Here is a 25565-nt window from a genome sequence, read left to right on the forward strand (position 1 = left end):
GCCTCAGCGCCTGATCCGGCGCACGAGCGCCGCCACGCCACCCCCACGGGCCGACCGGGCACCGTCGGCCGGTCGCGCACCGTCCGGGCTCGCGGGCCGCGCGTCGGCGTCCCCGCCGGGCACCACGTGGACCGGGCGCTCGCCCGCCGCGGGGACCAGCACGCCGTCGCGCACGAGCTCGGTGACCAGGTCTGCCGTCGCGACGCCCGTCAGCCGGGCGACGGGGATGCCGCGCTCGGTGATGACGACCTCCTCCCCCTCCCTGGCCCGCTCGATCCACGACTTGAGCTCGGCACGCAGGGCGCTGACGGGGACCTCCATGCCCCGACGGTACCGGCCCGGGGCGCCGCTGTGCAGGGTGAAGAACGTCCGGTTCGCCCGGCAGGCCAGGACGCCCGCTCAGAGCTCCGGAAGGGCGTCGCGCGCCTGCTCGGGCGACGCCCCGGCCGCCTCCAGGAGGTCCACGATCGGCGACCGCACGAGCATGACGAGCGACTGCACCTGCCAGTCCCCGTCGCCGAGGGCGTGCGGGTCCGCACCGTGCGCAACCTCGAGGAGGACCTCGCGCGCCACCGCCGGGTCGCGCCCGGCGCCGACCGCCTCCGCGAGCACGTGCACGCCTGCGCCGAACCGCGACACGAGGTCGGCCACGCCGGCGAGCTCGTGCTCGTCGGGCCCGCTCGCGACGGGGACGGCGCGGCGCGCCAGGACGCGCACGCTGCGCATCGCGCGGTCCACGAGCACCGCCTGCCGTTCGAGCCCGCCGAGCTCGTCCCGGTGCCGCAGCCCCGCCGCGCTCACGCGCGCGAGCTCGCGCGCCGACGACGCGGACGACTGCCACTCCTCGAGCGCGCCCTCCGACGCGCGGCCCTTGACGAGCGCCGCCTCGAGGTCGGCGCGGTCTCGCGTGCGCAGCCCCCGCGCGAGGACGTCGAGCACGCCGGCGAGCTCCGTCGTCGCCTCGGACCCCAGCAGCCGGGGCCGACGCCGCGGGTCGCCCGGCGTGAGGGCGGCGACCGCGAGCGCGACGGCACCGCCGACGAGCGCGTCCGTCCACCGCCCCAGGGGCCCGCCCGCCTGCGCGGCCGGGAGGCCGACGATCACGATCGCCTGCACGCCCGCCTGGGTCGTGAGCATCGCGCCGCGGTCGATGAAGCGCGCCGCGAGCGCGGAGACGGCGAGCACGACGGCGACCTGCCACCAGCCCGACCCGATCGCGTGGACCACGAGGTCGCCGAGCCCGACGCCGATCGCCACCCCGACCGCGAGCTCGAGCACGCGCCGGAGCTGGCGGTCCTGGCTGAACCCGAGGCAGACCCAGGCGGAGACCGGGGCGAAGAACGGCGCGGTGTGGCCCAGCCCGTACCGGGCGATGGCGAACGCGAGGCCGGCGGCGGCCGACGCCTGGAGGATCGGCCACAGCGCCACGCGCACGCGGGATGCGCCCTGTCGGATCCGCGCCCGCAGGAGGAGCCGGCGCCACGCGGTCCGGGCGACGTCGACCGCGCCGGGACCGGGGTCCTCGCGGGACGCCGGCCCGGGGCTCACAGCATGCTCGTCGGCGCGCCCTCGCCGCGGGGCGTGATCCCCCGGCCGACGGGGCCGCGCGGGGCGGGGCGGTCGACCGAGACCCCTTCGCCCGGCACCACGACCTCCTGCGCCGCGGAGATCGCGCCGCCGTCGCAGTCGACGAGGAGCTCGGCGTCCTCGGGGACGCTGCGCTTGAGCACCGCGAGCGCGATGGGCCCGAGCTCGTGGTGGCGCGCGACCGACGTCACGGTGCCGACGGCGCGTCCGTCGAGCGTGACCTCCGCGCCCGGCGCGGGCAGCAGGTGGCCGGAGCCGTCGAGGTGGAGCATCACGACCCGTCGCGGCGGGCGACCGAGGTTGTGCACGCGCGCGATGGTCTCCTGACCCCGGTAGCACCCCTTGTGCAGGTGCACGGAGGTGCGCAGCCAGTCGGTCTCGTGCGGGATCGAGCGGTGGTCGACCTCCGTCGCCAGCCGCGGCCGCCACGCCTCGACACGCGCTGCCTCGCTCGCCCACGTGCCGACGAGCCGCCACCCGGCCGCCTCGCGCGCCGCGACGGCGTCGGACAGCTGCGCCCGCGGCACCAGCACGAGCCGCCACGGCCGCTCCGTGCCCGGGTGCTCGCCCTCGGGCGGGCCGTAGCGCGTGCCGCCCCCGATGACCCGCGGCCACGGGTCGCGCCAGGTGACGGGCTCGCCCTCGGCGCCCTCGGCGTCGACGGGCTCCCCGAGCGCCGCCCAGTCGTCGGTCGCGTCGGCGATCTCGACGCGGAGCATGAACTTCATGCGATCGAGCCAGGCGGCGAGGTCGGCCGCGTGCGAGCGCTCGGTCACGAGCCACGTCGTCTCCCCGTCGTCGACGACCGAGGCCGCGTGCTCGACGTGCCCCTGCGGGGAGAGCACGAGCAGCTCCGTCGACGTGCGCGGGGCGAGGTTCGTCAGGTCCTGCGAGGTGATGGAGTGCAGCCAGCTCAGCCGGTCCGGCCCCGTGACCGTGACGACGCCGAGGTGCGACTGGTCGACGACGGCGCCGCCCGTGCGCAGGGCGCGCTGCTCCCCGGTGGGGTCGCCGTAGTGCCAGGCGACGCCCTCGTCGGGGCCGGTCGCGGGCACCGCGCCGTGGCGCGACAGGAGCGGGCTGGTGTAGCCGGTGGTCACGGGTGGTCCTCCTTCGTCGGCGCGTCCGGGCCTGCTGGCGGGTCCTCCGCGGGCGCGCCGGTCAGGCCGACGGGCGCCGGGTGAGCTTCGCGGACGCGTACGACTGCAACGGTTCCCCGAACGCCGCCAATTCCCAGACCCACAGGAGCTGGCCCTCGACGAAGCCGTAGAGCCGCTTCGAGGCGGTGACCTCCGACGCGGTGGACGTGCGCGCGATGAGGTCGCTCGCCAGGTCGACCCGGCCGTTGCCGACCGCGCCGAGGTACACCGAGACGCGGCCCGCGGGGTCGGCGATCAGCACCTCGAGCGGGTGGCGGTCGGCCTCGAGCCCGTCGGGCCGGTCCGTCGAGACGCGCCAGTAGCCCGTCTCGGTGGACCACACGGGCGCGTCGGCGGCCGCGGCGTCCAGCGTCGCGCCGTCACGCTCGGGCCAGGCACCCTCGTCCGGGACGGTCTCGGGGACCTCGGCCTCGAGGACCCGCAGCGTCGACTCGTAGCGCAGGTACGGTCCGCCGTCGTGGTCGAACACGACGTCGTGGACGAACGGCGTCTCCTCGATGCCCGGGTACTTGACGACCCCCTCGCCGCGCCAGCTCCCGACGAGCCAGGCGAGCGGGTAGACCTCGGGCGCGAGGCCCTCGGGGAACTCGAACGGCATCAGCGACCACCTCTCGGAGTCGGGCGGGGCGACGGGCACGCGCGGGGCGTGCCCCCGCGCGGCAGCGTCAGCGCTGGCCCTTGTAGAGCTTGTAGACGACGTACCCCGCGAACCACGTGATGGTGACCGTCGCCGCGAGGAGCAGGCCGAGGAAGATCAGCTCGAGAGTGTGCGGACTCATGCGCCCGATCCTACCGGCCGGGCGGCCGCGCCACGTCGCGGGCCGGGAGCGGCTCCGGCCGAGGGCTACGCTCGGCCGCGTGACCGACACTGCGCCGCCCTCCGTGGCTCCCCGTCAGCGCTCGCTCGTGGTCAAGGCCACGTCGGGGCTCGACCGTCCCGAGGCCGCCAACCAGGCGTTCACCGTCGCCGCCGCGGCCGTCGCCGCGGGCGTCGAGGTGAGCGTGTGGCTCACCGGGGAGGCCGCGTGGTTCGGGCTCCCGGGGCGAGCCGCCGAGCTGGAGCTCGAGCACGCGGCCCCGCTGCCCGACCTGCTCGACGCCGTGCTCGCCGCCGGCACCCTCACCGTGTGCACGCAGTGCGCCGCCCGCCGCGGCATCACGGCCGACGACGTGCTGCCCGGCGTGCGCATCGCGGGCGCCGCGGTGTTCGTCGAGGAGGCGCTGCGCGACGGCGCCCAGGCGCTGGTCTACTGACGGGGCCGGTCCCCGGCCGGACCGCCGGGCCGCCCGGCGACGGCGCCGTCAGCGCGCGGGCGCGACCCGCCGCAGCAGCAGGTACAGCTCGCAGCCCAGGCACAGGCCGAACGCCGCGTTGAGGACGGCCGCCACGAGCGCGAGCGCCGCGGCGGCGGGCACGGCGCCGTCGACGCCCACCAGGCCCAGCACGACCCCCACGCCGGTGATGACGAGGCCGACCGCCTGCGCGAACCGCGGCGGCCGGGCGTCCTCGCGCTCCGCCGTCGGGCCGATGCGCGGGAGGATGAGCACGCGGTAGACCCAGGCCTGCCACGTGCCCTGAGCGCCCCGGACGGCGCCGACCAGGAAGCTCGCCGCGACGACCGCGAGCAGCACGAGCGCGGCGGGCGACGTCCACAGGAGGATGACGACCGCGAGCAGGACCGCCGTGATCCCGGCCCCCGCACGCGGGCCGCGCGGGTCGATGCCGGCGGGCACCGCCGGAGGTTCGGTCGCCGTGTCCTCACGGCCGGCCTGGTCGCTCATGCGGTCTCCCTCGGGTTCGGGCCGTCGGGGACGGCGCGGTCAGGCGTCGCGCCCGCTCGCGGGGACGGAGCCCGGGTCCGCGACGGCGAGCGCCGCGAGCGCCTGGGCCCGGTTCATCCCCCCGCTCGCGCGAGCGACCTCCCGGCCCTCCGCGTCGAGCACGAGGACGGTCGGCGTGCGCAGTATGCCGAATGCTCGCACCAGGTCGAGGTGGTCGTCGACGTCCATCTCACGATGCGTCACGTCGTCGTGCGCCGCGCTGACCTCGCCGAGGACGCGCGCGGTCGCCCGGCACGGAGCGCACAGGTCCGCCGAGAACTGGACGAACGTGCGGCGGGCGCCGAGCGCGACGCCATGGGCACCCCAGTCGAAGGGCGTGGCGGCGTGGCCCGTCACGGCACCGGGCGACGTCGTGCGCGTCGCCCGCACGACTCCCTGGCGCCGCTGCCACCGCACGCCGAGCGCGAGCGTCGCGAGCAGCGTCGCCGCGAGGAGCAGGACGGGCAGCACGGACGGCGTCATCCCACGATCACCCGCCCGACGACGAAGATCAGCGTCCCGCCGACCGCGACGGGGAGCGCCGTCGCGGAGAACGCGCCGAGGCGCCCCCGCAGCTCCGGGAGCTGGTCGAACAGCGCGTGGAGCGAGGCGACGAGCAGGCCCGCGACGACGCCGGACCACACACCGCTCAGCAGGTCGAGGTCGGGCATGACGTACCCGACGGCCCCGCCCGCGGCGACCGCGAGACCGAGCGTGAGCGCCGCGTTGATCCACCCACCGAGCGGCAGCGCGGAGACCGCCGAGGCGACGGCGAGCGCCACCGCGCACGTCACGACGAGGGACTCGCCCGCGTCGGTGCGGCCCGTCGCGATCCAGCCCGCGCACGACGTCGCGACGACGATCCCGCTCACCGTCCCGATGAGCGACTCGACCAGGCGGGGGCGCCCGTCGCGCCGCAGGAGCTCGGCCACGAACGCGAGCACGACGGCGAGGGCGAGCACCACGGGCAGGTGGCGCAGCGCGGGCTCGCCGTGCGTCGCGGCGGTCGCGCCGACGGCGCCGAGACCGGCGAGGGCGATGACGACGCGCGTCCCGCCGTGGACGGGGATGTCGAGCAGGCGCGGCCACCCGATCGCGACGACCAGCGCCAGGGCGCCCGACGCCGCGGCGAGCGGGAGCGGGCCGAAGAACGCGGCGACGGCGATGCCTGCGGCGAGGCACGCCGTGACGACGGCCCGGGTCGAGAGGTCCACGCGGTCAGCGCCCCGTTCGGGGGTCGCGGGAGGGCGTCGGGTCGTGCAGCACGCCTCAGAGTGTCGCAGAGTCTCCCGCCGGACCGCCTACCGGCCCCGGCACGCGCGCCCGTGAGACGTTCGCCGTCTCCGCGCCCGGCACGCGATACGGTAACCATCCACGGACCGAGAACGTGGCCGATGACGTGGCGAGCCCCGCAGAGGTACGTCCCGGCCCGGTCGCCACGCGTCGACGCCCGGGGGCGCCGCCCGCGCCCCGCGACCCGGAAGGAGGTGCCGGATGGCCGACCTGCTCATCCTCACCCCCGCGACAGGCGGTTCCGTCGAGGTGCTGCCCGCGCTCGGCCTGCTCTCGCACCGCATCCGGGTCCTGCCCATGGAGCCGTCGGCGCTCGTGGACGCACCGGACTCCGACGTCGTGCTGCTCGACGCGCGGCGCGACCTCGTCGCGGCGCGCACCACGTGCCGCCTCCTGCACGCGACCGGACTGACCGTCCCGCTCGTGCTCGTCCTCACCGAGGGCGGGCTGACCGTCGTCACGGCCGAGTGGGGCGCGGACGACCTCCTCCTCGAGGGGGCGGGCCCCGCGGAGGTCGAGGCGCGGCTGCGCCTCGTCATCGAGCGGTCCGCGCGCGGGCCCGCCGAGGACGGTCCGCAGGAGATCGCGGCCGGCGAGCTGGCGATCGACGCGAGCGGGTACACGGCCCGGCTGCGCGGCCGCCCCATCGACCTCACCTACAAGGAGTTCGAGCTCCTCAAGTACCTGGTGCAGCACCCGGGCCGCGTGTTCACGCGCGCCCAGCTCCTCCAGGAGGTCTGGGGCTACGACTACTACGGCGGCACGCGCACGGTCGACGTCCACGTCCGACGCCTGCGCGCCAAGCTCGGCCCCGAGCACGAGCAGCTCATCGGGACGGTGCGCAACGTCGGGTACCGGTTCGACCCGCCCAAGGACCGCCGTCCCGCCGAGGGCTCCGACGCCCCCGGGACGGACGCCGCGGGCTCGTCGGCCGACAGCGGCCCCGGGACCCCGGTAGGTTCGTCCGGGTGACGCCCGACCCCTCCGACTTCACGTCCGCCCTGCTCGACGGCCCGTGGCGCCATGAGTTCGTCCCGGCCAACGGCGCGCGGTTCCACGTCGCGCTCGCGGGCCCCGAGGACCGCGGCGTGCGGGACCCGGGTCCGCCCCTCGTGGTCCTGCTGCACTCCTTCCCGCAGTTCTGGTGGGCCTGGCGCCACCAGATCGAGCCGCTCGCGGCCGCGGGCTACCGCGTCGCCGCGATGGACATCCGGGGCGTCGGCGCCTCGGACAAGCCGCCGATCGGCTACGACGCCCCGACCCGCACGCGCGACATCGCGGGGGTCGTACGTTCGCTCGGGTCCGGGCGCGCCGTCGTCGTGGGCCACGGGACGGGCGGCAGCCTGGCCTGGGCGATGGCGGCGCTCCAGCCTGCCGTGACAGCCGGCGTCGCCGCCGTCTCCGCCCCGCACCCCGCGCGGATGCACACCTCCGCGCGTCGCCTGCTCACGCCCGCCGCGCTGCGGCAGCTCGCGTTCTACCAGGTGCCGACCCTGCCCGAGCGCGCCCTCGTCCGCGGCGACCTCGTGGACGACGTGCTCGCGACCGGTGCGGCGACGCCCTTCGCGCCCGACGTCGTCGAGACCTACCGCACCGTCATGCGCATCCCCTTCGCGGCGCACACCGCGATGGAGTCGCTGCGCTGGGCCGTGCGCTCGACGCCCCGCCCCGACGGCCGTCGCTTCCTCGCCGCGCTCCGCCGCCCGGTCGACGTCCCCGCGCTGCAGGTCCACGCCGAGAAGGACGGACTCGTGCGTCGCGACCTCGCCGACGCGGACGGCGCCGCGCTGGCCCGTGACTTCCGCTTCGAGGTCGTGGACGGGGCCGGCCACTTCCTCCCCGAGGAGGCGCCGGACGCCGTGACGGACCTGCTGCTGGACTGGCTCCCCACGACCGCCCGGGCCGAGCGGGAGCGCTGACCCTCAGCTCGTCTTGACGAGCTTCGCCGCCTTGACCGGGTCGACCTCGCCGATGCCGAAGGACGGGCACCACCGGGCGATCGTGCACGCGCCGCACGCGGGCTTCCGCGCGAAGCACACGCGGCGGCCGTGGAAGATCAGCCGGTGCGAGAGCATCGTCCACTCGGACTTCTCGATCAGCCCGCCGACGACCTGCTCGACCTTGACCGGGTCCTCCTCGGCGGTCCACGCCAGGCGGCGCACGAGGCGTCCGAAGTGGGTGTCCACGGTGAGCCCCGGCACGCCGAACGCGTTGCCGAGCACGACGTTCGCCGTCTTGCGCCCGACGCCGGGCAGGGTGACGAGGTCCTCCAGGCGCGCGGGCACCTCGCCGTCGAACCGCTCCACGAGGGCCTGGCCGATGCCGATGACGGACTGCGCCTTCGCCCGGAAGAAGCCGGTGGGCCGCAGCAGCTCCTCGAGCTCCTCCCGGTCGGCGCCCGCGTAGGCCGCGGCGTCTGGGTAGCGCGCGAACAGCGCGGGGGTCGTGAGGTTCACGCGCTTGTCCGTCGTCTGCGCGGACAGGACCGTCGCGATCAGCAGCTCGAGCGGCGTCGTGAAGTCCAGCTCGCAGTGGGCGTCCGGGTAGGTGACCGCGAGCTCGCGGTTGGTACGGCGCGCACGCCGGACCAGCGCCAGGTGCGACTCGGGCCTCGGCGCCCCCGTGCGGGCCTGCTCGGTGGTGGTCACGGAACCACCGTAGCCGCCGCCCCCGACACCCGAGTTGCGGCCGTAGGGCAGACTTGTCCTGGAACATTTCCGAGGACGAGACGATAGGACACCCCGCGTGGACGACGACGTTGTGCTCTCCGCCCCCCTGTTCGCGACGATGGACGCGGACGAGACGCGCACCCTCTTCGAGTCGATGCAGCAGATCGAGCTCTCGCGCGGAGACGTGCTGTTCCGCGAGGGCGAGCCGGGCGACCGCCTCTACGTGATCGCGAGCGGCAAGATCAAGCTGGGGCGCCGCTCCAACGACGGCCGCGAGAACCTCCTGTCGATCCTCGGCCCCGGCGAGATGTTCGGGGAGCTCTCCCTGTTCGACCCGGGCCCCCGCACCGCGACCGCGAGCTCCGTCGCCGACTCCGTCATCTACGAGCTGGGGCACGACCAGCTCGTCGAGTGGATCGAGAAGCACCCGAGCGTCGCCAAGCACCTGCTGAACGCCCTGGCGCGCCGGCTGCGCCGCACCAACGAGACGCTGGCCGACCTCGTGTTCTCCGACGTGCCGGGTCGTGTCGCCAAGGCGCTGCTCGACCTCTCGACCCGCTTCGGCGAGGAGACGGACGAGGGCATCCGCGTCGCGCACGACCTCACGCAGGAGGAGCTCGCGCAGCTCGTCGGAGCGTCGCGCGAGACGGTGAACAAGGCGCTCGCCGACTTCGCGACGCGCGGCTGGGTGCGCCGCGAGGGCCGGGCCGTCGTCCTGCTGGACATGGACCGCCTGGAGCGCCGCGCGCGCTGACCGACGGCCGACGAGGACGGGGTCGGCGGCCGGGTCCGCGAGGACCTGGTCGCCGACCCCGTCCTCATGCCGGAGTCGCTACTCCGCGAGCTCGACGACGATCTCGACCTCGACCGGGGCGTCGAGCGGCAGGACCGCGACGCCGACGGCGCTGCGGGCGTGGACGCCTGCCTCCCCGAAGACCTCCCCGAGCAGGGTGCTCGCGCCGTTGACCACGCCCGGCTGCCCCGTGAAGGACGGGTCGCTCGCGACGAACCCGACCACCTTGACGACGCGGGCGACCTCGTCGAGGTTCCCGACGAGGTCGTGCACGGCCGCGAGCGCGTTGAGCGCGCACAAGCGGGCCAGTGCCGCGGCGTCGGCGGGCGGGACGAGGCCCTCGCCGTCGCCCACCTTGCCCGTCGCGGGGAGGGCGCCGTCCACGAACGGGAGCTGGCCCGAGGTGTGGACGTACCGGCCCGAGCGCACGGCGGGCACGTAGGCGGCGACGGGCGCCGCCACCGGGGGGAGGTCGAGGCCGAGCTCCGTCAGGCGCGCGGCGATCGTCCCGGCGGGGAAGCCCGCCACTACTTCTCCCCGGTCGGGCGCTTGAGATAGGCGACGAGGCCGTTGCCGTCGGGGCCGGTGACGACCTGGACGAGCTCCCAGCCGTCGGAGCCCCACTGGTCGAGGACGGCCTTGGTGTTGTGGATGATGAGGGGGATGGTCGCGTACTCCCACGTGGTTGCCATGGGGCGAGCGTAGTCGGCCGCGGTGGGCGCCACCCGCGAGCACCGGCGCGGGATGCTTACACAACCCGCACACCCGGGAGCACCGGGATCCCGGGGCCCTCCCCGGGTCGCTCCCGTAGGGTTGTCACCATGGCTTCCCCTGTGCGTCCTCGCGGTCGGCAGATCAACGCGTACCAGCTCGTCGCCCTCTTCCTGGCGTTCGTGCTGGTCTCCGGTGTGGGTGGCGTGCTCGCCGCCGGGTTGCTCGTCCCGCTCGCCGCGGGTGCGAACACCGCGACCGACACCGCGGTCGAGGTCTTCGACGAGCTGCCGGCGGACCTCGAGCCCGGTCCGCTGTCGGAGCAGTCACGCATCTACGCGAACGACGGCACGACGCGCCTCGCGACGTTCTACACGGAGAACCGCATCGTCGTCCCGCTGGACCAGGTGTCCGACGCGATGAAGAACGCGGTCATCGCGATCGAGGACAAGCGCTTCTGGGACCACGGCGGCGTCGACGTCGAGGGTCTCCCTCGCGCGGTCGTGAACAACATCACGGGCGGCGACACCCAGGGCGCCTCGACGCTCACGCAGCAGTACGTGAAGAACGTGCTCATCGAGCAGGCGGTCCGCGAGGACGACACCATGGCGCTCTACGAGGCCAACGAGAAGTCGCTCGGGCGCAAGGCGCGCGAGGCCAAGCTGGCCATCGCGCTCGAGAAGAAGATGACCAAGGAGGAGATCCTCCAGGGCTACCTCAACATCGCGCAGTTCGGCCGCTCGGTGTACGGCGTGGAGACGGCGGCCCGGCACTACTTCAACAAGAGCGCCGTCGACCTGAACTACGTCGAGGCCGCGACCATCGCGGGGATCACCAAGGCGCCGTCGACGTACGACCCGACGACGAGCCCCGAGAACGCCCAGAAGCGCCGCGACATCGTGCTCAACACGATGTACCAGCAGGGGTACATCACCAAGGAGGAGTACGACACCGGTCGGGCCACGCCGATCGCGGACACGCTCGCGATCCAGCCGCTCGAGGCGGGCTGCCAGGCCTCCGGCGGTTCGGCGTTCTTCTGCGACTACGTCACGAAGATCATCATGTCCGACCCGGTGTTCGGCGAGACCAAGGAGGAGCGCCAGGCGCTGCTCTACCGCGGTGGTCTCGACATCTACACCACGCTCGACCCGGCCATGCAGGCGGCGGCCGAGCAGCACGCGACGGCCGCGGTCCCGGCGGACGACCCGAGCCACATCGAGGACGCGATCGTCACGGTCGAGCCGGGCACCGGCAAGATCCTCGCGATGGCACAGAACCGTGCCTTCGACAACACCAAGGAGCCCGCGCCCAACACGACCGCGGTCAACTACAGCGTCGACCAGGCCCACGGCTCGTCGAACGGGTTCTCGCCCGGCTCGACGTGGAAGCCGTTCGTGCTCGCCGAATGGCTCAACCAGGGGCACTCGCTCTACGAGACGGTGAGCGCCAACAAGCGCACCTGGACCATCAACCGCGACTTCCACGCGAGCTGCAAGCGGCTCGGCAACGACAAGTGGACGCCGGCCAACTCCGACGGCCCGGGCAGCGGTTCCATGACGGTCCTCAAGGCGACGTACAACTCGGTCAACACCGCGTACACGACGATGGCGAGCCAGCTCGACCTGTGCGGCATCGCGAACACCGCCAAGGCCGCCGGCTTCCAGCCGTCGATGCTCAAGGACGAAGGGGTCGTGGACGTCCAGGCGTCGATGATCCTCGGGACGCAGAACTCGTCTCCGCTGCAGATGGCCGCGGCGTACGCGACGTTCGCGAGCGGCGGCACCTACTGCTCGCCCATCGCGATCACGAAGGTGGTCGGTGGCGACGGTGAGGAGCTCCCGGTGCCGTCGGCGAACTGCCAGCCCGGCGCGATCGACCCGAACATCGCCAACACCGTGACCTACGCGCTGCAGCAGGTCCTCACGCAGGGCTCGGGTCGCGGCAACAGCCTCGCCGACGGCCGCCCCGCGGCCGGCAAGACCGGTACGGCGAACAACAACACGCACACGTGGTTCATCGGGTACACGCCGCAGGTCGTCACCGCCGTGTGGATCGGCAACGCCGAGAGCGACGTCCCGATGAACGGGCGCTTCACGATCAACGGGACGACGCGCTCCTACTGGTACGGCTCGAGCCTCGCTGCTCCGACCTGGCGCGACTACATGAACCAGATCCTCGCCGGTCAGCCGGCACCCGGCTTCCCCGACCCGGACTGGGGTCGTGTCAACGCCCCGACGCCGCCGCCGCGGACGCCCTCGACCACCGAGGGCGGCGGCGACCAGGGCGGCGGCAACCCGGATGGCGGCGGCCAGGGCGGCGGCGACCAGAGCGGCGGGGGCCAGCCCGACGCGGACGCCGACGGTGACGGCGATCGCGGAGACCGCGGCGACCGCGGGAACGGGGGCGGTCGCGACGACGTCGACCTCGGCGAGTGGTTCGACAACCTCGGCGGCGGGGGGAACGGCTGAGCGCCGACGGCGGGCGCCGCGTCCTGCGGGGCCTCGGCGCCCTCGCCGCCGTCGGCGCGGCGGGCGTCGCGTACGCGCACGTGGAGACCAAGCTCTTCACGCTCCGCCGGGTGACCGTGCCCGTGCTGCCCCCGGGCGCGCCGGACCTGCGGGTGCTGCACGTCTCGGACCTCCACCTGGTCCCCACCCAGCGCCGCAAGATCGAGTGGGTGCGCTCGCTCGCCGAGCTCGAGCCCGACCTCGTCGTCGACACGGGCGACAACCTTGCGCACGTCGACTCGCTCGACCCCCTGCTGCACGCGCTCGAGCCGCTCCTGTCGACGCCCGGTGCCTTCGTCATGGGGTCGAACGACTACTACGCGCCCGTCCCCAAGAACCCGGCCCGCTACCTCCTGCCGGACGCGCGGGTGCCGTTCTCGTCCCAGGCGCGCCTGCTGCCCGCGGGCGAGCTCGCCGCGGCGATGCGCGACGCGGGCTGGGCAGACCTCACGAACCGTCGCGACGTGCTGGAGGTCGGCGGAGTCCGTCTCGACCTCGTCGGCGTGGACGACCCGCACCTCGACCGGGACGTGTTCCCGGCCCCGTCCGCACCGGACGCCCGCGGCGCGGGCTCCGAGGCGCCGTCCGCCGACGGGCCGGTGCTCCGCGTCGGGGTCACGCACGCGCCGTACCGGCGCGTCCTGGACGCCATGCACGACGACGCCGCGGACCTGGTCCTCGCCGGCCACACCCACGGTGGGCAGCTCTGCGTGCCCGGGTTCGGCGCGCTCGTGACGAACTGCGACATCGACCGCAAGCGGGCCAAGGGACTGCACGGCTGGCCCGGCGCACGACCCGACGCACCCGGCGGCGAGGACTCGACGTGGCTGCACGTCTCCGCCGGGGCGGGGACCTCGCCGTACGCGCAGGTGCGGTTCGCGTGCCGACCCGAGGCGACGCTGCTCACCCTGACGGCACGCTGAGCGCGGCCCGCGCGGGGTCCGGCGGGTACCTCGGGCGGGTGTCGCGGGGCTCACGGGAATCGAGTTTCGTGGCACGGCACTTCGTCGGCTATTCTGGGCAGGCTTCCCGCGCGGAAGACGAGGTCTCCTCGTCGACCATCGCGCGGACGAGCAACCGGGGTGTGGCGCAGCTTGGTAGCGCGCTTCGTTCGGGACGAAGAGGTCGCAGGTTCAAATCCTGTCACCCCGACCAGGCTGAGGGCCCGGAACCGTCGTGGTTCCGGGCCTTTCGTCGTGCCCGGGCGCTACGGGTGCGACCGATGCCCAGGAACTGCGCGCACGATCCTCAGGACCGGTCGGCCACGGGACCGGTCGCGGTCCCGGCGGCGTCGCACGGCGGGTCGATCTCCAGCCCCGCGGCCTCCGCCTCCTCCCCCAGGAGGACGAGGGTGCGTTCCATCGCCGTCGGTCGCAGCTTGCCCACCTGGTGCCCGTGCGGGTGGTCGAAGAACGCGAGCAGGCACAGCAGGAGCGTGATGACCAGCGCGACGCTGCCCATCAGGAGACCTTGCGTCGCGGCACGTTCGGCCGAGTCGGCGAAGAACAGCAGGAAGACGAAGACGGTCCCGGAGACGACGAACAGCACGAGCCACAGCGGGAGGGGGATCAGACCTTCCGCGCCGTGCACGCGGGACTGGCGGGCCTCCTCGCGCGCCGCGGTCTGGTCCATCCACCGGTCGTACGCGGACTGCTGGGTGTCCGACGCGGGGACGACGTCGAGGACGGTCCGGTAGAGCGCGACGCCCCACGGGTTGACCGCCTCGCCGAGCTCGCCGTCCGCCATCTGCTCCCACTCGTTCGCGACGACGTACCGGGCGTAGCAGACGAGCTCGCCAGAGAGCCGCGACGCGTCGTCCGGGGCGAAGAACTGTGCGGTCTCCAGCTGCTGCACGACGATCCGCGCCTCCGCCTCGGCGCCGCTCCGCGCCTCGTCGTACGACTCGAACGCGAGGAAGACGATGAAGCCGAGGAGCACCGAGAAGCCGGTGGCGACCACGCCGAATACCCCGGACGCCCGGTCGCCGTCGCTGAACCGGCTCCCGGCGGGTGCGCGCCGCCGGACGAGCAGCATCGCCCCGATGGCCACCGCGACGACGGCGACGGTCACGATCGCGCCGACGACGATGCTCACGACACCTCCTCCGCGCGGGTACCGCCGCACGGTGCACGGCGGATGCTGTCCTGGTCAGCCTGCCCGGGGACGTCGCGCGGGTCGTCACGCGAAACGCGTGAACGCCGCCGCGGCGCGGCGTCACGACCCGACGTGCGACGTGCCCAGGGACGTACCGGCACCTGCCACAGCACCTCGCACCGCGCACGAGTTCGCGCGAGACTGAGGCCGTCCGCCCGAGCCCCGGGCGCCGAGTCACTGCGGAGGTCGCCATGAGCGCAGGTCGTCACGTCGTCGTCGGAGGAGGGCTCGCCGCGGCGAAGGCGGTCGAGACGCTGCGCGACGAGGGCTACGACGGCGGGTTGACCGTGGTCGCGCGAGAGCCGCACCGACCGTACGAGCGCCCGCCGCTGTCCAAGGACTACCTGCGCGGGGAGGCCGAGCGCGACGCGGTGTTCCCGCTCGCGGCCGAGTGGTACGCCGAGCACGACGTCGAGCTCCTCACCGGGACCGAGGCGACGGCCCTCGACCTCGCGGGTCGGAGCGTGGCCCTCGCGGACGGCCGGGCGCTGCCGTACGAGAAGCTGCTCCTCGCGACCGGCTCGGACCCGCGCCGGATCCCGCTGCCCGGCCTCGACCTGGACGGCGTCCACGAGCTGCGCACGCTCGACGACAGCGACGCGCTCGCCACCGCGATGCGCGCCACCCACGACGGCGGCGCGGGGCGGCTCGCGATCGTCGGCGACGGCTGGATCGGGCTGGAGGTCGCGGCCTCCGCCCGCTCGCTCGGCCTCGACGTCACGGTGATCGGGCTCGGCACCCACCCGCTCGAGCGCGTCCTCGGCCCGGAGATGGGCGAGCTGTACGGGCAGGTCCACACCGACCACGGCGTCCACCTGCACCGCCGCGCCCAGGTCACGGGCATCTCGGGCGAGGGCGGCCGCGCGACGGGCGTCGACATCGCCGACGGGACCCACGTCGAGGCCGACCTCGTGCTCGTCGCCGTGGGTGCGGTCCCGAACGTCGCGCTCGCCCGCGACGCGGGCCTCGCGCTCGACTCCGCGACGGGCGGCGTCGTCGCGTCCGCGACGCTCCAGACCACCGACCCCGACGTCTTCGTCGCCGGCGACATCGCGAGCGTGCCGACCGCGCGCTACGGGCGGTCGGTCCGCGTCGAGCACTGGGCGACCGCGCTCAACCAGGGCCCGCACGCCGCGCGCGCGATGCTCGGCGCGACCGACCCCTACCCCGAGCTCCCGTACTTCTTCTCCGACCAGTACGACGTCGGCATGGAGTACCTCGGCTTCGTCGCCGGGCCCGATGCCTACGACGAGGTCGTGGTCTCCGGCTCCGTCCCCGACCGCGAGCTCGTCGCGTTCTGGGTCAAGGACGGCCGCGTCGAGGCCGGCATGGCCGTCAACGTCTGGGACCGCATGGAGGACGTCAAGGCGCTCATCCACCGCGACGCCGTCGACCGCGCCGAGCTGGAGTCGTTCGTCGGCTGACTCACCCGACCGCCCGAGGGAGAACCGCGGTGCGCCGAGGTAGAACTGTGGTTGCGCGAAGGAGAACGCTGGTCACCGTGCCCGGGTTCTACCTCGACCGACCAGAGTTCTACCTCGGCCGACCGGAGTTCTACCTCGGCGGGCCGAGGGTTCTGCCTTGGTGTCAGGGGAGGTCGCGCTGGTCGGGGCCGACGTACTCGCTGAGCGGGCGGATGAGGGCGTTGGCGGCGCGCTGCTCCATGACGTGCGCGGTCCAGCCGACGACGCGCGACGCGACGAACAGCGGCGTGAACATCGGGGTGTCGAAGCCCATGAGGTGGTACGCCGGGCCGGCCGGGTAGTCGAGGTTCGGCAGGATGTTCTTGCGCTCGGTCATCGCGGTCTCGAGCGCGACGTAGAGGTCGAGGAGGTCCTGGCGGCCGTAGTGCTCGACGAGGTCGTCGAGCGTCGCGCGCATGGTGGGGACGCGCGAGTCGCCGTGCTTGTAGACGCGGTGCCCGAAGCCCATGATCTTGCGCTTGTGGGCGAGCGCGTCGTCGAGCCACGCCGCGGCGCGGTCGGCGGTGCCGATCTCGGCGAACGTCGCCATGACGGCCTCGTTCGCGCCGCCGTGGAGCGGGCCCTTGAGCGCGCCGACGGCGCCCGTCACCGCGGAGTGCAGGTCGGACAGCGTGGACGTGATGACGCGGGCGGTGAAGGTCGAGGCGTTGAACGAGTGCTCGGCGTACAGCACCATCGAGACCTCGAACGCGCGCACGACGGCGGGCTCGGGGACCTCGCCGAACGTCATCCACAGGAAGTTCTCCGCGTAGGTGAGGTCGTCCCGCGGCTCGACGATCTGCTGGCCCCGACGACGGCGCTGGTCGAGCGCGACGGCCGCCGGCAGCACGGCCCACAGGCGGACGGCCTTGGCCTGCTCGGCCTCGGGCGACGAGTCCTCGGCGTCGGGGTCGTGCGCGCCGAGCTGGGAGATCGCGGTGCGGACGACGTCCATGGGATGGCACGTCGTCGGCAGCTCGAGGATCGCGTTGCGCACGTTGCCGGGCAGGGCGCGGTGCGCACGCTCGACGGCCGTCTGCTCGGCGAGCTGCTCGGGCGTGGGGAGCTCGCCGTGCCACAGGAGGTACGCGACCTCCTCGAAGCTGCGACGCGCGGCGAGGTCCTGCACCGGGTAGCCGCGGTAGAGCAGCGAGTTGGTGTCGGGGTTGACCTTGGAGATGGCCGTGACGTCGACGACGACGCCCGCGAGCCCCTTGCGGATCTCGGGCCCCTCGGTGGTGGTCGGGGAGGTGGTCATGCGGTCACTCCTTCGTGCAGCACGGGTCGCGGGGAGATGCGGTGCCGCGGCCCGACGGGCGCGCGGCACCGGCGGGTCGTCAGGGCCGGTAGGTGAAGATGCCCTCGTCGAAGGTGTTGTAGGCGGCGTAGTCGAGCAGCTCGTAGAGGCGGGCGCGGGTCTGCATGCCCTCGACCTGCCCGGCCTGGGTGCCGGTCGCGGCGATCTCGTCGAGCGCGCGCTCGGCGGCGCCCATCGCGACCCGCAGGAGCGTGACGGGGTAGATGATCAGCCGGACTCCCGCGTCGCCGAGCTGGCGGCGCGTGAAGAGCTCGGACTTGCCGAACTCGGTCATGTTGGCGAGGACCGGCACGTCCACGGCGGACGCGACGGCCTCGAACTCGGACAGGTCCTTCATGGCCTCGGGGAAGATCGCGTCGGCACCGGCGTCGACGAGCGCCTTGGCGCGGTCGATCGCGGCGCGCAGCCCGCCATCGCCCGGGATCGTGCCGCGGACGTCGGTGCGCGCCATGATCAGGAAGCCCGGGTCGCGGCGCGCGTCGGCGGCCGCGCGGACCCGCTTGGCCGCCTCGTCGAGCCCGACGACCTCCTTGCCGTCGAGGTGGCCGCACCGCTTGGGGTTGACCTGGTCCTCGACGTGCGCGCCCGCGACGCCGGCGTCCTCGAGCGCCTGGACCGTGCGCGCGACGTTCATGGGCTCGCCGAAGCCGGTGTCGGCGTCGACGAGCGCGGGGAGGTCGGTGACGCGCGCGATCTGCTGCGAGCGCCCCGCGACCTCGGTGAGGGTCGTGAGGCCGATGTCGGGCAGGCCGAGGTCCGCCGACAGCACGGCCCCGGACACGTACACGCCCTCGAAGCCCTTGTCCTGGATCAGGCGCGCGGACAGCGGGTTGAACGCGCCCGGGAGCCGCAGTGGCTCCCCCGTCGTCGCCGCGGCGTCGAGCGCCGCGCGGAACGCGCGCCGCTTGTCCGACGGCGTCACCTGGCTGTACAGCATCAGCGCGCCTCTCCCTCGGTGGTCGTGGTGCCCGACGGCGCAGGGTCACCGTGTCCGCCAGTCTGCCCCGCCGCGTCGGGCGCCTCGTGCATGGTGAAACCCTCGCCCTCGAACTCGGCGGGCGCCGCGCCGTCGTCGTCGCGCCCGAGCTCGAAGAGCCCGGTCGGCGTCGGGACGGAGTCGAGCAGCCCGGGCCGCTCGACGATCGTCAGCTCGCGCACCTCGGCCGGTGTGAGCGACGGGAGCCGCTGCGCGAGGTCGAGGAAGCGCTCGATCTCCGCGTCCTCGAGGACGCCCGCGGCGAGCGTGCGGAACTTCCTCACGTACTGCTCGCGCCCGAACGGGCGCGCGCCGAGCGGGTGCGCGTCGGCGACGGCGATCTCGCGGACGAGGCGGCCGCCGTCGGCCAGCTCGATCTCGACACGGCCGCCGAACGCTTTCTCGGCCGGGTCGGTCGAGTGGTAGCGGCGCGTCCACTCCGGGTCCTCGGCGGTCGTGACCTTGGCCCACAGCGCGACCGTGTCGGGGCGGCCCGCGCGCTCGGGGGTGTACGAGTCGACGTGGTGCCAGCCGCCGTCCTGGAGCGCGACCGCGAAGATGTAGGGGATCGAGTGGTCGAGCGTCTCGCGCGACGCCGTCGGGTCGTACTTCTGCGGGTCGTTCGCGCCGGAGCCGATGACGTAGTGCGTGTGGTGGCTCGTGTGGATGACGATCGACGTGACGTTCTCGGGGTCGGCGAGCCACGGGTGCTCGTCGTGCAGCGCCCGGGCGAGGTCGATGAGCGCCTGCGACTGGTACTCCGCAGAGTGCTCCTTGGTGTACGTGTCGAGGATCGCGGTCTTCGGCTCACCCGGCCCCGGGAGCACGACGTCGTACGCCGCGTCCGGACCGTCGAGCAGCCACGCGACGACGCCGTCCTCGCCCTCGTAGATCGGCTCGGGCGACGTCTGGCCGCGCATCGCGCGGTCGACGGCCTCGACCGCGACCTTGCCGGCGAACGCCGGGGCGTGCGCCTTCCATGTGGAGATCTGGCCCTTGCGGGACTGGCGCGTGGCCGTCGTCGTGTGCAGGGCCTGGCCGATCGCCTGGAACACCGTCTCGGTGTCGAGGCCGAGCAGCGTCCCGATGCCCGCGGCGGCCGACGGGCCGAGGTGCGCCACGTGGTCGATCTTGTGCTGGTGCAGGCTGATCGCGCGGACGAGGTCGACCTGGACCTCGTAGCCGGTCGCGATCGCCCGCACGACCGCGGCGCCGTCGGACCCGGCGTGCTGCGCCACGGCGAGGATCGGCGGGATGTTGTCGCCCGGGTGGGAGTACTCGGCGGCGAGGAACGTGTCGTGGAAGTCGAGCTCGCGCACCGCGACGCCGTTCGCCCACGCCGCCCACTCGGGGCTCGTGCGGGTCTTCAGGCCGCACCCGAAGACGGTCGCCCCCGGCGAGTACGGGTGCGCGAGCGCCTGGCCGCGCGCCGCGACCGCGGGGCCGCGCGTGAGGCTGGCCGCGGCGACGGCCGCGTTGTCGATGACGCGGTTGATCACCATGTCGACGACCTCGGGCGTGACCTCGACCGGGTCGGTCGCGAGCTCGGCGAGCTTCCACGCGAGCTGGTCGGTGCGGTCGAGCGGCTCCGCGCTGGGGTAGACGCGCAGGTGATGGGTGTACGGCATCGGTGTCTCCGTCGTGCGGTGGGCGGTGGTCAGGGGAGGTCGGCTTCCGACCCCACGTCGCGCAGGGACTGCTCGGCGAGGGCCGCGCTGCGCTCGATGTGGGCTCGCATCGCGTGCTCGGCCACGGCGGGGTCGCGGCTCGCGATCGCGTCCGCGACCGCGCGGTGCTCGTCGACGTGGTCGGTGGTGCCCACGCGGCGGCGCGCGGCGAGCGCGCGGTACCGGTCGACGTGGCCCCGGATCTGGCGCAGGAGCGCCGACCCCCAGCGGTTGTCGGCGAGTGCCTCGATCTCGCCGTGGAACTGCGCGCCGACGCGCAGCACCTCGTCCTCGTGGTCGCGCACGGCGTCCATGAGGGTCACGAGCCGGACGAGGCGCGCGACGTCGTCGGGCGTGGAGCGCTCGCACGCGTCCCGGGCGAGCAGCCCTTCGAGGCGGGCGCGCACGTCGTAGACGCGACGCGCGTCCGCGACATCGAGCGGCGCGACGCGCACTCCCCCGGTCGGCAGCTCGACGACGAGCGCCTCCGCCTGGAGCATGCGCAGCGCCTCCCGCACCGGGGTCCGGGAGACACCGAGCTCGGCGGACAGCACGGGCTCGGTGAGGCGGGCGTCCGGTGCGAGCGAGCCGTCGATGATGCGGCCGCGGAGGAGGTCGTAGACCGCGCGAGCGCCGGACTGACGGCGCGCGAGGCCCGCGTCGCCGGGGGCCGTCGTGGCCTGCCCGACGGCGGCGCGCAGGTCGGGCGTCGTCGTCACCCGGCCATCGTGCCACACACGCTGCGCACTTGTATACAAGCGCACGACGACGCGACCAGAGGGTCACATCGCGCGGCGCTCCGTCGTCGGAAGGGCATGGGACACGGCCGTGATAGGACAGGACCGATGAGCACCGACGACGTCGCGCACGCCTTCGAGGCCGAGCGCCCACGCCTCCTGCGCCTCGCGTACGCGACCACCGGGTCGTGGTCGGACGCCGAGGACTGCGTGCAGGACGCGTGGCTGCGCCTGCGCACCCAGGACCCCGCGTCGATCCGCAACCTCGCGGCGTGGCTCACGACGACGGTCGGCCGCCTCGCGCTCGACGTGCTCGGCAGCGCGCGCGTGCGGCGGGAGCGCTACGTCGGGACGTGGCTGCCGGAACCCGTCGTCACGGCGCCCGGCGCGCGGTCCCCGGTCGCGTCGTCCGCCGCGACCGCGCAGGACGCCGTCGATCCCGCCGACCGTGCCACGCTCGACGAGGAGGTGAGCATGGCGCTCCTCGTCGTGCTGGAACGCCTCTCCCCCGCGCAGCGCGTCGCGTTCGTCCTGCACGACGTCTTCGGGCTGCCGTTCGAGGAGGTGGGCGACGTCGTCGGGCGCTCTCCCGCGGCGGTGCGCCAGCTCGCGTCGCGCGCCCGCAAGGACGTGGAGGCGGGACGACCGCGGGGTCGGACGTCGCGCGCCGAGCAGGAGCGCGTCGTCGAGGCGTTCGTCGCGGCGTGCGCGGGCGACGACCTGCCGACGCTGCTGGGCCTGCTCGACCCCGACGTGACGCTCCGGGGCGACGGCGGCGGCAAGGTCCGCGCGCTGCGCCACCCGGTCCGGGGCGCGCGGACCGTCGGGGAGGTCCTGCTCTCCTACCTGCGCAACCGACCACGCGGCGCGGGGGCGGTCGACGTCAACGGCAGCCCCGGGCTCGCGCTCGTCGACGGGTCGGGCGTGCTCACGGTCCTCGCGTTCACGGTCGCCGACGGGCGCGTCGCGGCCCTCGACATCGTGCGGAACCCCGACAAGCTGGGCACGGTGCCGCCCGGGCTGCTCGACGACGCCGGACCCTGGTGGCCGTGACCTGCTACGGGCGGTGGTCCCCGGCCGGCCAGCCCCCGTAGCCGTCGAGGTGCTCGTCGGCGTCGCGCACGTAGTCGTCCACCGGCGTCATGCGCTCGGCCATCTCGAAGTGCCAGTCGACCAGCTCGCCGAGCGGGACGGGGGTGCGGGACGACCGCGCGACGTCGCGCCCCTCCTCCGACCACAGCGGCGGGAAGAGGCTCAGACCCTCGTCGAGGCGGACGGTCGCGATCTCGTCGTACCAGCCGGGCCACCGGACGGAGGCGTAGAACTCCGTCGTCCCGCCGCTCACCGCCCACTCGAGGAACGCCGCCTGACCGAACCCGAGGTCCACCCACGTGAGCGAGTCGGGCGCGAAGTGGTTGACGTTGCCGAGCTGGCCCGGGAGGCCGCCGCCGTTGATAGCGAACGTGCCGCCGAGCACGTCGTACGCGACGACCAGGACCGACGGCGCCACGCTGTCGGCCCCCGGCTCGCCGAGCCCGTTGACCGTCGCGAGATCGGGGAGCCCTGCGCCGCCCCCGCCGAGGATCCGCAGCCACCCACCGTCGACGACGACCCCGCCCGTGTGCAGCGCCAGCGCGCCCAGCGTCGAACGGACGGTGACCTGGAGCCGGTAGAGGACCTCGAGCGACCACGCGGGTGCCGGCACGACCTCCACGCCGCCGCGCCCGAGCATGCGGGAGAGCGTCGGCCAGGCGGGGTCGTCGACCGCCGCCAGCTCCGCTGCCGTCCTCACTGTCATGGCCGGATCATGCCAGATGTTGCCGGCCTCCAGGAGTCCTGGTATGGAGCGGCGCCCGGCAGGTCCGTCGATGGGCTGAAAGACCGGTTCGGAAGGGCTCCTGCGACACGACGGCCACCGAATCATCCTGGCCGCCACCCAGTGGGTGTGAAGAGTCGGCGGCGAGCCCGCGCAGACCGCGTCGGTGCGGCCACGTCGGGGCGTCCGCGTGGGTAGCGTCTCGGCCGTGGACGACGAGCGCACCGCATCGACGGCGGACGGCACCGACGAACCTCGACCCGCGAGCGCACGCCGGGTCCCGCGGGGCACGGTCGCCGTCGTCGCGTCGGTCGTCGGCGTGAGCCTCGCGGTCGTCGCCGCGCTCCTCGCCCCCGCGGTCCTCGACGTCGCCGTGGCCGACAGCCCAGCCGCGTTCCCGTCGTCACCGTCGGACGGGTCGACGGCGACGTCGCCCGGGCCCGGGGATCCGGAGCAGGGGGCGGAGGACATGATCGCGCTCCTGCTCGCCCTGCCGGGCGTCGAGGACGTGCAGACGAACGGCCGGGTGGGCACGTCGGCCGAGATCACGCTCGTGACCCCGCTCCCGGACCCCGAGGTCGCGCAGCGCACCGCCATGGACGCGAGCGCGATCGTCGCGGCCGTGCCCGGCGGCGGCACGTGGTCGCTCCGGGTCGAGGGCACGGGCGCCGGCGGCGGGACGCTCGCCGTCGAGCACGGCCCGGGAGCGGCCACCGTCCCCGGCGTCGACCCGGCCACCGGGGAGCCGCGCCCGGACCTCCTCGGGGCCGACGCCGTCGCCGACGCCGTGCGCCTCGTCGCCCACGACCCCGTGCGGCGCGTGTTCCTGGCCCCGGGCGCCGCCTCGGTCGACGTCCGCTCGGCCGACGACCTCGTGCCCGTCGCCGCGCTGGTACGGGCCGAGGGCCGCGGCCTGACGAGCCTCGGGGTGGACGGCTCGGGCGTCGGTACCTACGACGGCGACGGGCTGACCGTCCCCGACGACGCCCTGCTCACGCTCCTGGCCGACGTCGCCGCGGAACCCGGCGTGACGCAGGTCGTGCACGACGCCGTCCGCGACACCTTCCCGCAGGACCCCCTGCTCACGGTGATCACCTCGGGCGACGCGGCTGCGGTCGCGCGCGTGCTCGACGGCGCGGCGTACCCCGGCCCCGCGCTCCCCTACCAGGTCCACGGCTCGACGGACGGCGGCGCCTCCGCGACCCGCTCCGGGTTCGTCGCGGGGGTCGCCCCGACGGACGCGGCTCGCCCCGCGGGCGCGTGCGCGCCCACCGACCTCTCCCTCGGTGCCCTGGGGTTCGACGCCGCGGCGGGGCGCCGGTTCCTCACCGTCACGGCCCGCAACGACGGCACCGCGGAGTGCGTCCTCGCGGGTGCACCCGCGGTCCGCTTCGTCGCCGACGACGGCTCGGAGACGGACGTGCTCCTCGAGCCGGACGACGACGGCCTCGCGCCGCTCACGCTCGCGCCGGGCGCCACCGCCTGGGCAGCGCTCTCGTGGCGCGGCGGGTCGACGGCCGACGACCCGCCGCTCGTCACGACGCTGCTCGTTGCCCCGCACCCGGGCGACCCCGAGTCCGTCGTCGGGCTCGCGGGGATCCCCGGCGTCGGGGACGGGCTCGACCTGCTCGGCGGCGGGACCGCGACGATCGGGTCGTGGGCGCCCGCGCGGGAGCTCGCGAGCTGACGCCTGTCACCGGGACGTCGCGATGAACACGTCGGCCGGGTCCCCCGGCACCGGTCAGAGCGTGCGCCGGGCGCGGACCGCCGCCGCGAGCTCCTGCAGGAGGTCGGCCGTCGTGTCCCAGTCGATGCACGCGTCGGTGACCGACTGCCCGTACACGAGGCCGCTCGGCGCGGGCTTCTGGGCGCCGGCCACGAGGAAGCTCTCCATCATGAGGCCCGTGATGCCCTGCTCGCCCTCGGCCAGGCGTGCGGAGACCTCGCGCACGACCTCCGCCTGGCGCACGTGGCTCTTGCCCGAGTTGCCGTGCGAGGCGTCCACGACCAGCCCGTGCGCGGTGACCCCGCCCCGGCCCGAGGCGCGCGCGACCGCGAGCGCCGCGGCGACGTCGTCGGCCCCGTAGTTGGGGCCCGAGCGTCCGCCGCGCAGGATGACGTGGCAGTCGGGGTTGCCCGCCGTCTCGACCGCCGCGGCGCGCCCGAGCGAGTCCATGCCGAAGAACGTGTGCTCGCTCGCCGCGGTGATGCAGCCGTCGACCGCGATCTGCACGTCGCCGTCCGTCGCGTTCTTGAACCCGACGGGCATCGACAGCCCGGACGCGAGCTGGCGGTGCACCTGCGACTCGGCGTTGCGCGCGCCGATCGCGCCCCACGAGACCGCGTCGGCGATGTACTGCGGGCTCGTCGGCTCGAGGAACTCGCACGCGGCCGGGACGCCGGCGTCGAGCACGCCGAGCAGCACCTCGCGCGCGAGGCGCAGGCCGTGGTGCACGTCGTGCGACCCGTCGAGGTGCGGGTCGTTGATGAGGCCCTTCCAGCCCACCGTGGTGCGCGGCTTCTCGAAGTACACGCGCATGACGATCATGAGGTCGTCCGCCAGCTCGTGCGCGACGGCGGCGAGGCGGCCCGCGTACTCGAGCGCGGCCTCGGGGTCGTGCACCGAGCACGGGCCGACGATGACGAGGAGACGGTCGTCGTCGCCCGCGAGGACGTCGCGGACCTCGCGGCGCGACGTCGTCACGAGGTCGCTGCGCGTCGCGCCGAGCGGCAGGTCGGCGAGCATCGTGCGCGGGGCGGGGAGCGCGTCGAGCGCGCGGACCCGCAGGTCGCTCGTGCGGGCCTGGAGCTCGGGGCTGTCCACGGGGTCGACGGTACTCGTCACGCGGTCGGTCGACGCGTCGGACGCCGCGGCTTCGGTCGGGGTGGTCGT

25 protein-coding genes, 1 tRNA gene and 1 pseudogene are annotated in these 25565 nt (G+C 74.6%); 10 read left to right on the top strand and 17 right to left on the bottom strand.

Going from position 1 to position 25565, the window contains the following annotated elements:
- Positions 1–3: 3 nt before the first annotated feature.
- The 4 genes from JN535_RS15805 to JN535_RS15820 all read right to left on the bottom strand — a co-directional run bounded on the left by JN535_RS15805 (position 4) and on the right by JN535_RS15820 (position 3345).
- Positions 4–321 carry a type II toxin-antitoxin system Phd/YefM family antitoxin gene (locus JN535_RS15805; protein WP_205206538.1) on the bottom strand — a complete coding sequence of 106 codons (318 nt, stop codon included), beginning with the start codon at positions 319–321 and terminating at the stop codon, positions 4–6.
- 78 nt (positions 322–399) lie between these two features.
- Positions 400–1548 (bottom strand): FUSC family protein, encoded by a 1149-nt coding sequence (locus JN535_RS15810; protein WP_205206539.1) that lies wholly within the window; start codon positions 1546–1548, stop codon positions 400–402.
- A complete protein-coding gene (ygfZ, locus tag JN535_RS15815) occupies positions 1545–2687 on the bottom strand; it encodes a CAF17-like 4Fe-4S cluster assembly/insertion protein YgfZ (RefSeq protein WP_307868815.1) in 1143 nt (380 codons plus the stop codon). The genes JN535_RS15810 and ygfZ overlap by 4 nt, the downstream gene beginning before the upstream one ends.
- 61 nt (positions 2688–2748) lie before the next feature.
- Positions 2749–3345 carry an FABP family protein gene (locus tag JN535_RS15820; RefSeq protein WP_205206540.1) on the bottom strand — a complete coding sequence of 199 codons (597 nt, stop codon included), beginning with the start codon at positions 3343–3345 and terminating at the stop codon, positions 2749–2751.
- A gap of 260 nt (positions 3346–3605) precedes the next feature.
- On the opposite strand from JN535_RS15820, the gene JN535_RS15825 reads away from it, so the two are divergent.
- Positions 3606–4001: a DsrE family protein gene (locus JN535_RS15825; protein ID WP_307868816.1), complete on the top strand. Its 396-nt coding sequence runs from the start codon at positions 3606–3608 to the stop codon at positions 3999–4001.
- 48 nt (positions 4002–4049) lie between these two features.
- Here the strand turns inward: JN535_RS15825 and JN535_RS15830 are convergent, their stop codons facing one another.
- From JN535_RS15830 to JN535_RS15840, 3 genes are read right to left on the bottom strand one after another with little or no spacing between them, the layout of a single operon-like run.
- Positions 4050–4529 carry a DUF4395 domain-containing protein gene (locus JN535_RS15830; RefSeq protein WP_205206542.1) on the bottom strand — a complete coding sequence of 160 codons (480 nt, stop codon included), beginning with the start codon at positions 4527–4529 and terminating at the stop codon, positions 4050–4052.
- Between the two features lie 39 nt (positions 4530–4568).
- Positions 4569–5051 (bottom strand): thioredoxin family protein, encoded by a 483-nt coding sequence (locus JN535_RS15835; RefSeq protein WP_205206543.1) that lies wholly within the window; start codon positions 5049–5051, stop codon positions 4569–4571.
- Positions 5048–5782 (bottom strand): hypothetical protein, encoded by a 735-nt coding sequence (locus JN535_RS15840; RefSeq protein WP_205206544.1) that lies wholly within the window; start codon positions 5780–5782, stop codon positions 5048–5050. Before JN535_RS15840 ends, JN535_RS15835 begins: the two co-directional genes overlap by 4 nt.
- A 280-nt stretch (positions 5783–6062) precedes the next feature.
- Here JN535_RS15840 and JN535_RS15845 point away from each other — a divergent pair, with 280 nt between their 5' ends.
- Complete coding sequence (locus JN535_RS15845) at positions 6063–6833, top strand: winged helix-turn-helix transcriptional regulator (protein WP_240201286.1); 771 nt, start codon at positions 6063–6065, stop codon at positions 6831–6833.
- On the top strand, positions 6830–7780 hold the full coding sequence (locus JN535_RS15850) for an alpha/beta fold hydrolase (RefSeq protein ID WP_205206545.1): 951 nt from the start codon (positions 6830–6832) through the stop codon (positions 7778–7780). The genes JN535_RS15845 and JN535_RS15850 overlap by 4 nt, the downstream gene beginning before the upstream one ends.
- 3 nt (positions 7781–7783) lie before the next feature.
- Here the strand turns inward: JN535_RS15850 and nth are convergent, their stop codons facing one another.
- Positions 7784–8509, bottom strand: coding sequence for an endonuclease III (gene nth / locus JN535_RS15855; RefSeq protein WP_205206546.1), 726 nt, complete (start codon positions 8507–8509; stop codon positions 7784–7786).
- Positions 8510–8606: 97 nt separating this feature from the next.
- Between nth and JN535_RS15860 the strand changes: the two genes are divergently transcribed.
- Positions 8607–9284, top strand: coding sequence for a Crp/Fnr family transcriptional regulator (locus JN535_RS15860; protein WP_021481784.1), 678 nt, complete (start codon positions 8607–8609; stop codon positions 9282–9284).
- A 78-nt stretch (positions 9285–9362) separates the two neighbouring features.
- Here the strand turns inward: JN535_RS15860 and JN535_RS15865 are convergent, their stop codons facing one another.
- Entirely contained in the window at positions 9363–9851 is a 489-nt protein-coding gene (locus JN535_RS15865; protein ID WP_205206547.1) for a RidA family protein, read from the bottom strand.
- Positions 9851–10015 (bottom strand): hypothetical protein, encoded by a 165-nt coding sequence (locus JN535_RS15870; protein ID WP_021481786.1) that lies wholly within the window; start codon positions 10013–10015, stop codon positions 9851–9853. The genes JN535_RS15865 and JN535_RS15870 overlap by 1 nt, the downstream gene beginning before the upstream one ends.
- 129 nt (positions 10016–10144) lie before the next feature.
- Between JN535_RS15870 and JN535_RS15875 the strand changes: the two genes are divergently transcribed.
- The 3 genes from JN535_RS15875 (at position 10145) to JN535_RS15885 (ending at position 13696) form a co-directional block, all read left to right on the top strand.
- Positions 10145–12502, top strand: a complete 2358-nt coding sequence (locus tag JN535_RS15875; RefSeq protein WP_205206548.1) for a transglycosylase domain-containing protein — start codon at positions 10145–10147, stop codon at positions 12500–12502.
- Positions 12466–13464 carry a metallophosphoesterase gene (locus JN535_RS15880; protein WP_307868818.1) on the top strand — a complete coding sequence of 333 codons (999 nt, stop codon included), beginning with the start codon at positions 12466–12468 and terminating at the stop codon, positions 13462–13464. The genes JN535_RS15875 and JN535_RS15880 overlap by 37 nt, the downstream gene beginning before the upstream one ends.
- A gap of 155 nt (positions 13465–13619) precedes the next feature.
- Positions 13620–13696: transfer RNA gene (locus JN535_RS15885), tRNA-Pro, on the top strand.
- 93 nt (positions 13697–13789) lie between these two features.
- Here the strand turns inward: JN535_RS15885 and JN535_RS15890 are convergent.
- Positions 13790–14635, bottom strand: coding sequence for a bestrophin-like domain (locus JN535_RS15890; RefSeq protein ID WP_205206549.1), 846 nt, complete (start codon positions 14633–14635; stop codon positions 13790–13792).
- A 251-nt stretch (positions 14636–14886) separates the two neighbouring features.
- On the opposite strand from JN535_RS15890, the gene JN535_RS15895 reads away from it, so the two are divergent.
- Positions 14887–16119 carry an NAD(P)/FAD-dependent oxidoreductase gene (locus JN535_RS15895; protein WP_205206550.1) on the top strand — a complete coding sequence of 411 codons (1233 nt, stop codon included), beginning with the start codon at positions 14887–14889 and terminating at the stop codon, positions 16117–16119.
- A 163-nt stretch (positions 16120–16282) separates the two neighbouring features.
- Here JN535_RS15895 and JN535_RS15900 read toward each other — a convergent pair whose 3' ends face one another.
- The 4 genes and pseudogenes from JN535_RS15900 to JN535_RS15915 all read right to left on the bottom strand — a co-directional run bounded on the left by JN535_RS15900 (position 16283) and on the right by JN535_RS15915 (position 20838).
- Entirely contained in the window at positions 16283–17416 is a 1134-nt protein-coding gene (locus JN535_RS15900; RefSeq protein ID WP_205206551.1) for a bifunctional 2-methylcitrate synthase/citrate synthase, read from the bottom strand.
- A 79-nt stretch (positions 17417–17495) separates the two neighbouring features.
- On the bottom strand, positions 17496–18413 hold the full coding sequence (gene prpB, locus JN535_RS15905; RefSeq protein WP_205206552.1) for a methylisocitrate lyase: 918 nt from the start codon (positions 18411–18413) through the stop codon (positions 17496–17498).
- A 152-nt stretch (positions 18414–18565) separates the two neighbouring features.
- Positions 18566–20080: pseudogene (locus JN535_RS15910) on the bottom strand (MmgE/PrpD family protein); the annotation flags it as partial.
- Between the two features lie 29 nt (positions 20081–20109).
- Positions 20110–20838: a GntR family transcriptional regulator gene (locus tag JN535_RS15915; protein ID WP_205206554.1), complete on the bottom strand. Its 729-nt coding sequence runs from the start codon at positions 20836–20838 to the stop codon at positions 20110–20112.
- Between the two features lie 126 nt (positions 20839–20964).
- Here JN535_RS15915 and sigJ point away from each other — a divergent pair, with 126 nt between their 5' ends.
- Positions 20965–21909, top strand: coding sequence for an RNA polymerase sigma factor SigJ (gene sigJ / locus JN535_RS15920; protein WP_205206555.1), 945 nt, complete (start codon positions 20965–20967; stop codon positions 21907–21909).
- A 4-nt stretch (positions 21910–21913) separates the two neighbouring features.
- Here sigJ and JN535_RS15925 read toward each other — a convergent pair whose 3' ends face one another.
- A complete protein-coding gene (locus JN535_RS15925; protein ID WP_205206556.1) occupies positions 21914–22654 on the bottom strand; it encodes a DUF2625 family protein in 741 nt (246 codons plus the stop codon).
- A 226-nt stretch (positions 22655–22880) separates the two neighbouring features.
- Between JN535_RS15925 and JN535_RS15930 the strand changes: the two genes are divergently transcribed.
- On the top strand, positions 22881–24359 hold the full coding sequence (locus JN535_RS15930; RefSeq protein ID WP_205206557.1) for a DUF4232 domain-containing protein: 1479 nt from the start codon (positions 22881–22883) through the stop codon (positions 24357–24359).
- A 54-nt stretch (positions 24360–24413) separates the two neighbouring features.
- On the opposite strand, the gene JN535_RS15935 is transcribed toward JN535_RS15930, so the two are convergent.
- Entirely contained in the window at positions 24414–25517 is a 1104-nt protein-coding gene (locus JN535_RS15935) for a 3-deoxy-7-phosphoheptulonate synthase (RefSeq protein ID WP_307868836.1), read from the bottom strand.
- Positions 25518–25565 lie beyond the last annotated feature (48 nt).

It is taken from the genome of Cellulosimicrobium cellulans, assembly GCF_016921195.1.
Taxonomy (GTDB): domain Bacteria; phylum Actinomycetota; class Actinomycetes; order Actinomycetales; family Cellulomonadaceae; genus Cellulosimicrobium; species Cellulosimicrobium cellulans_F.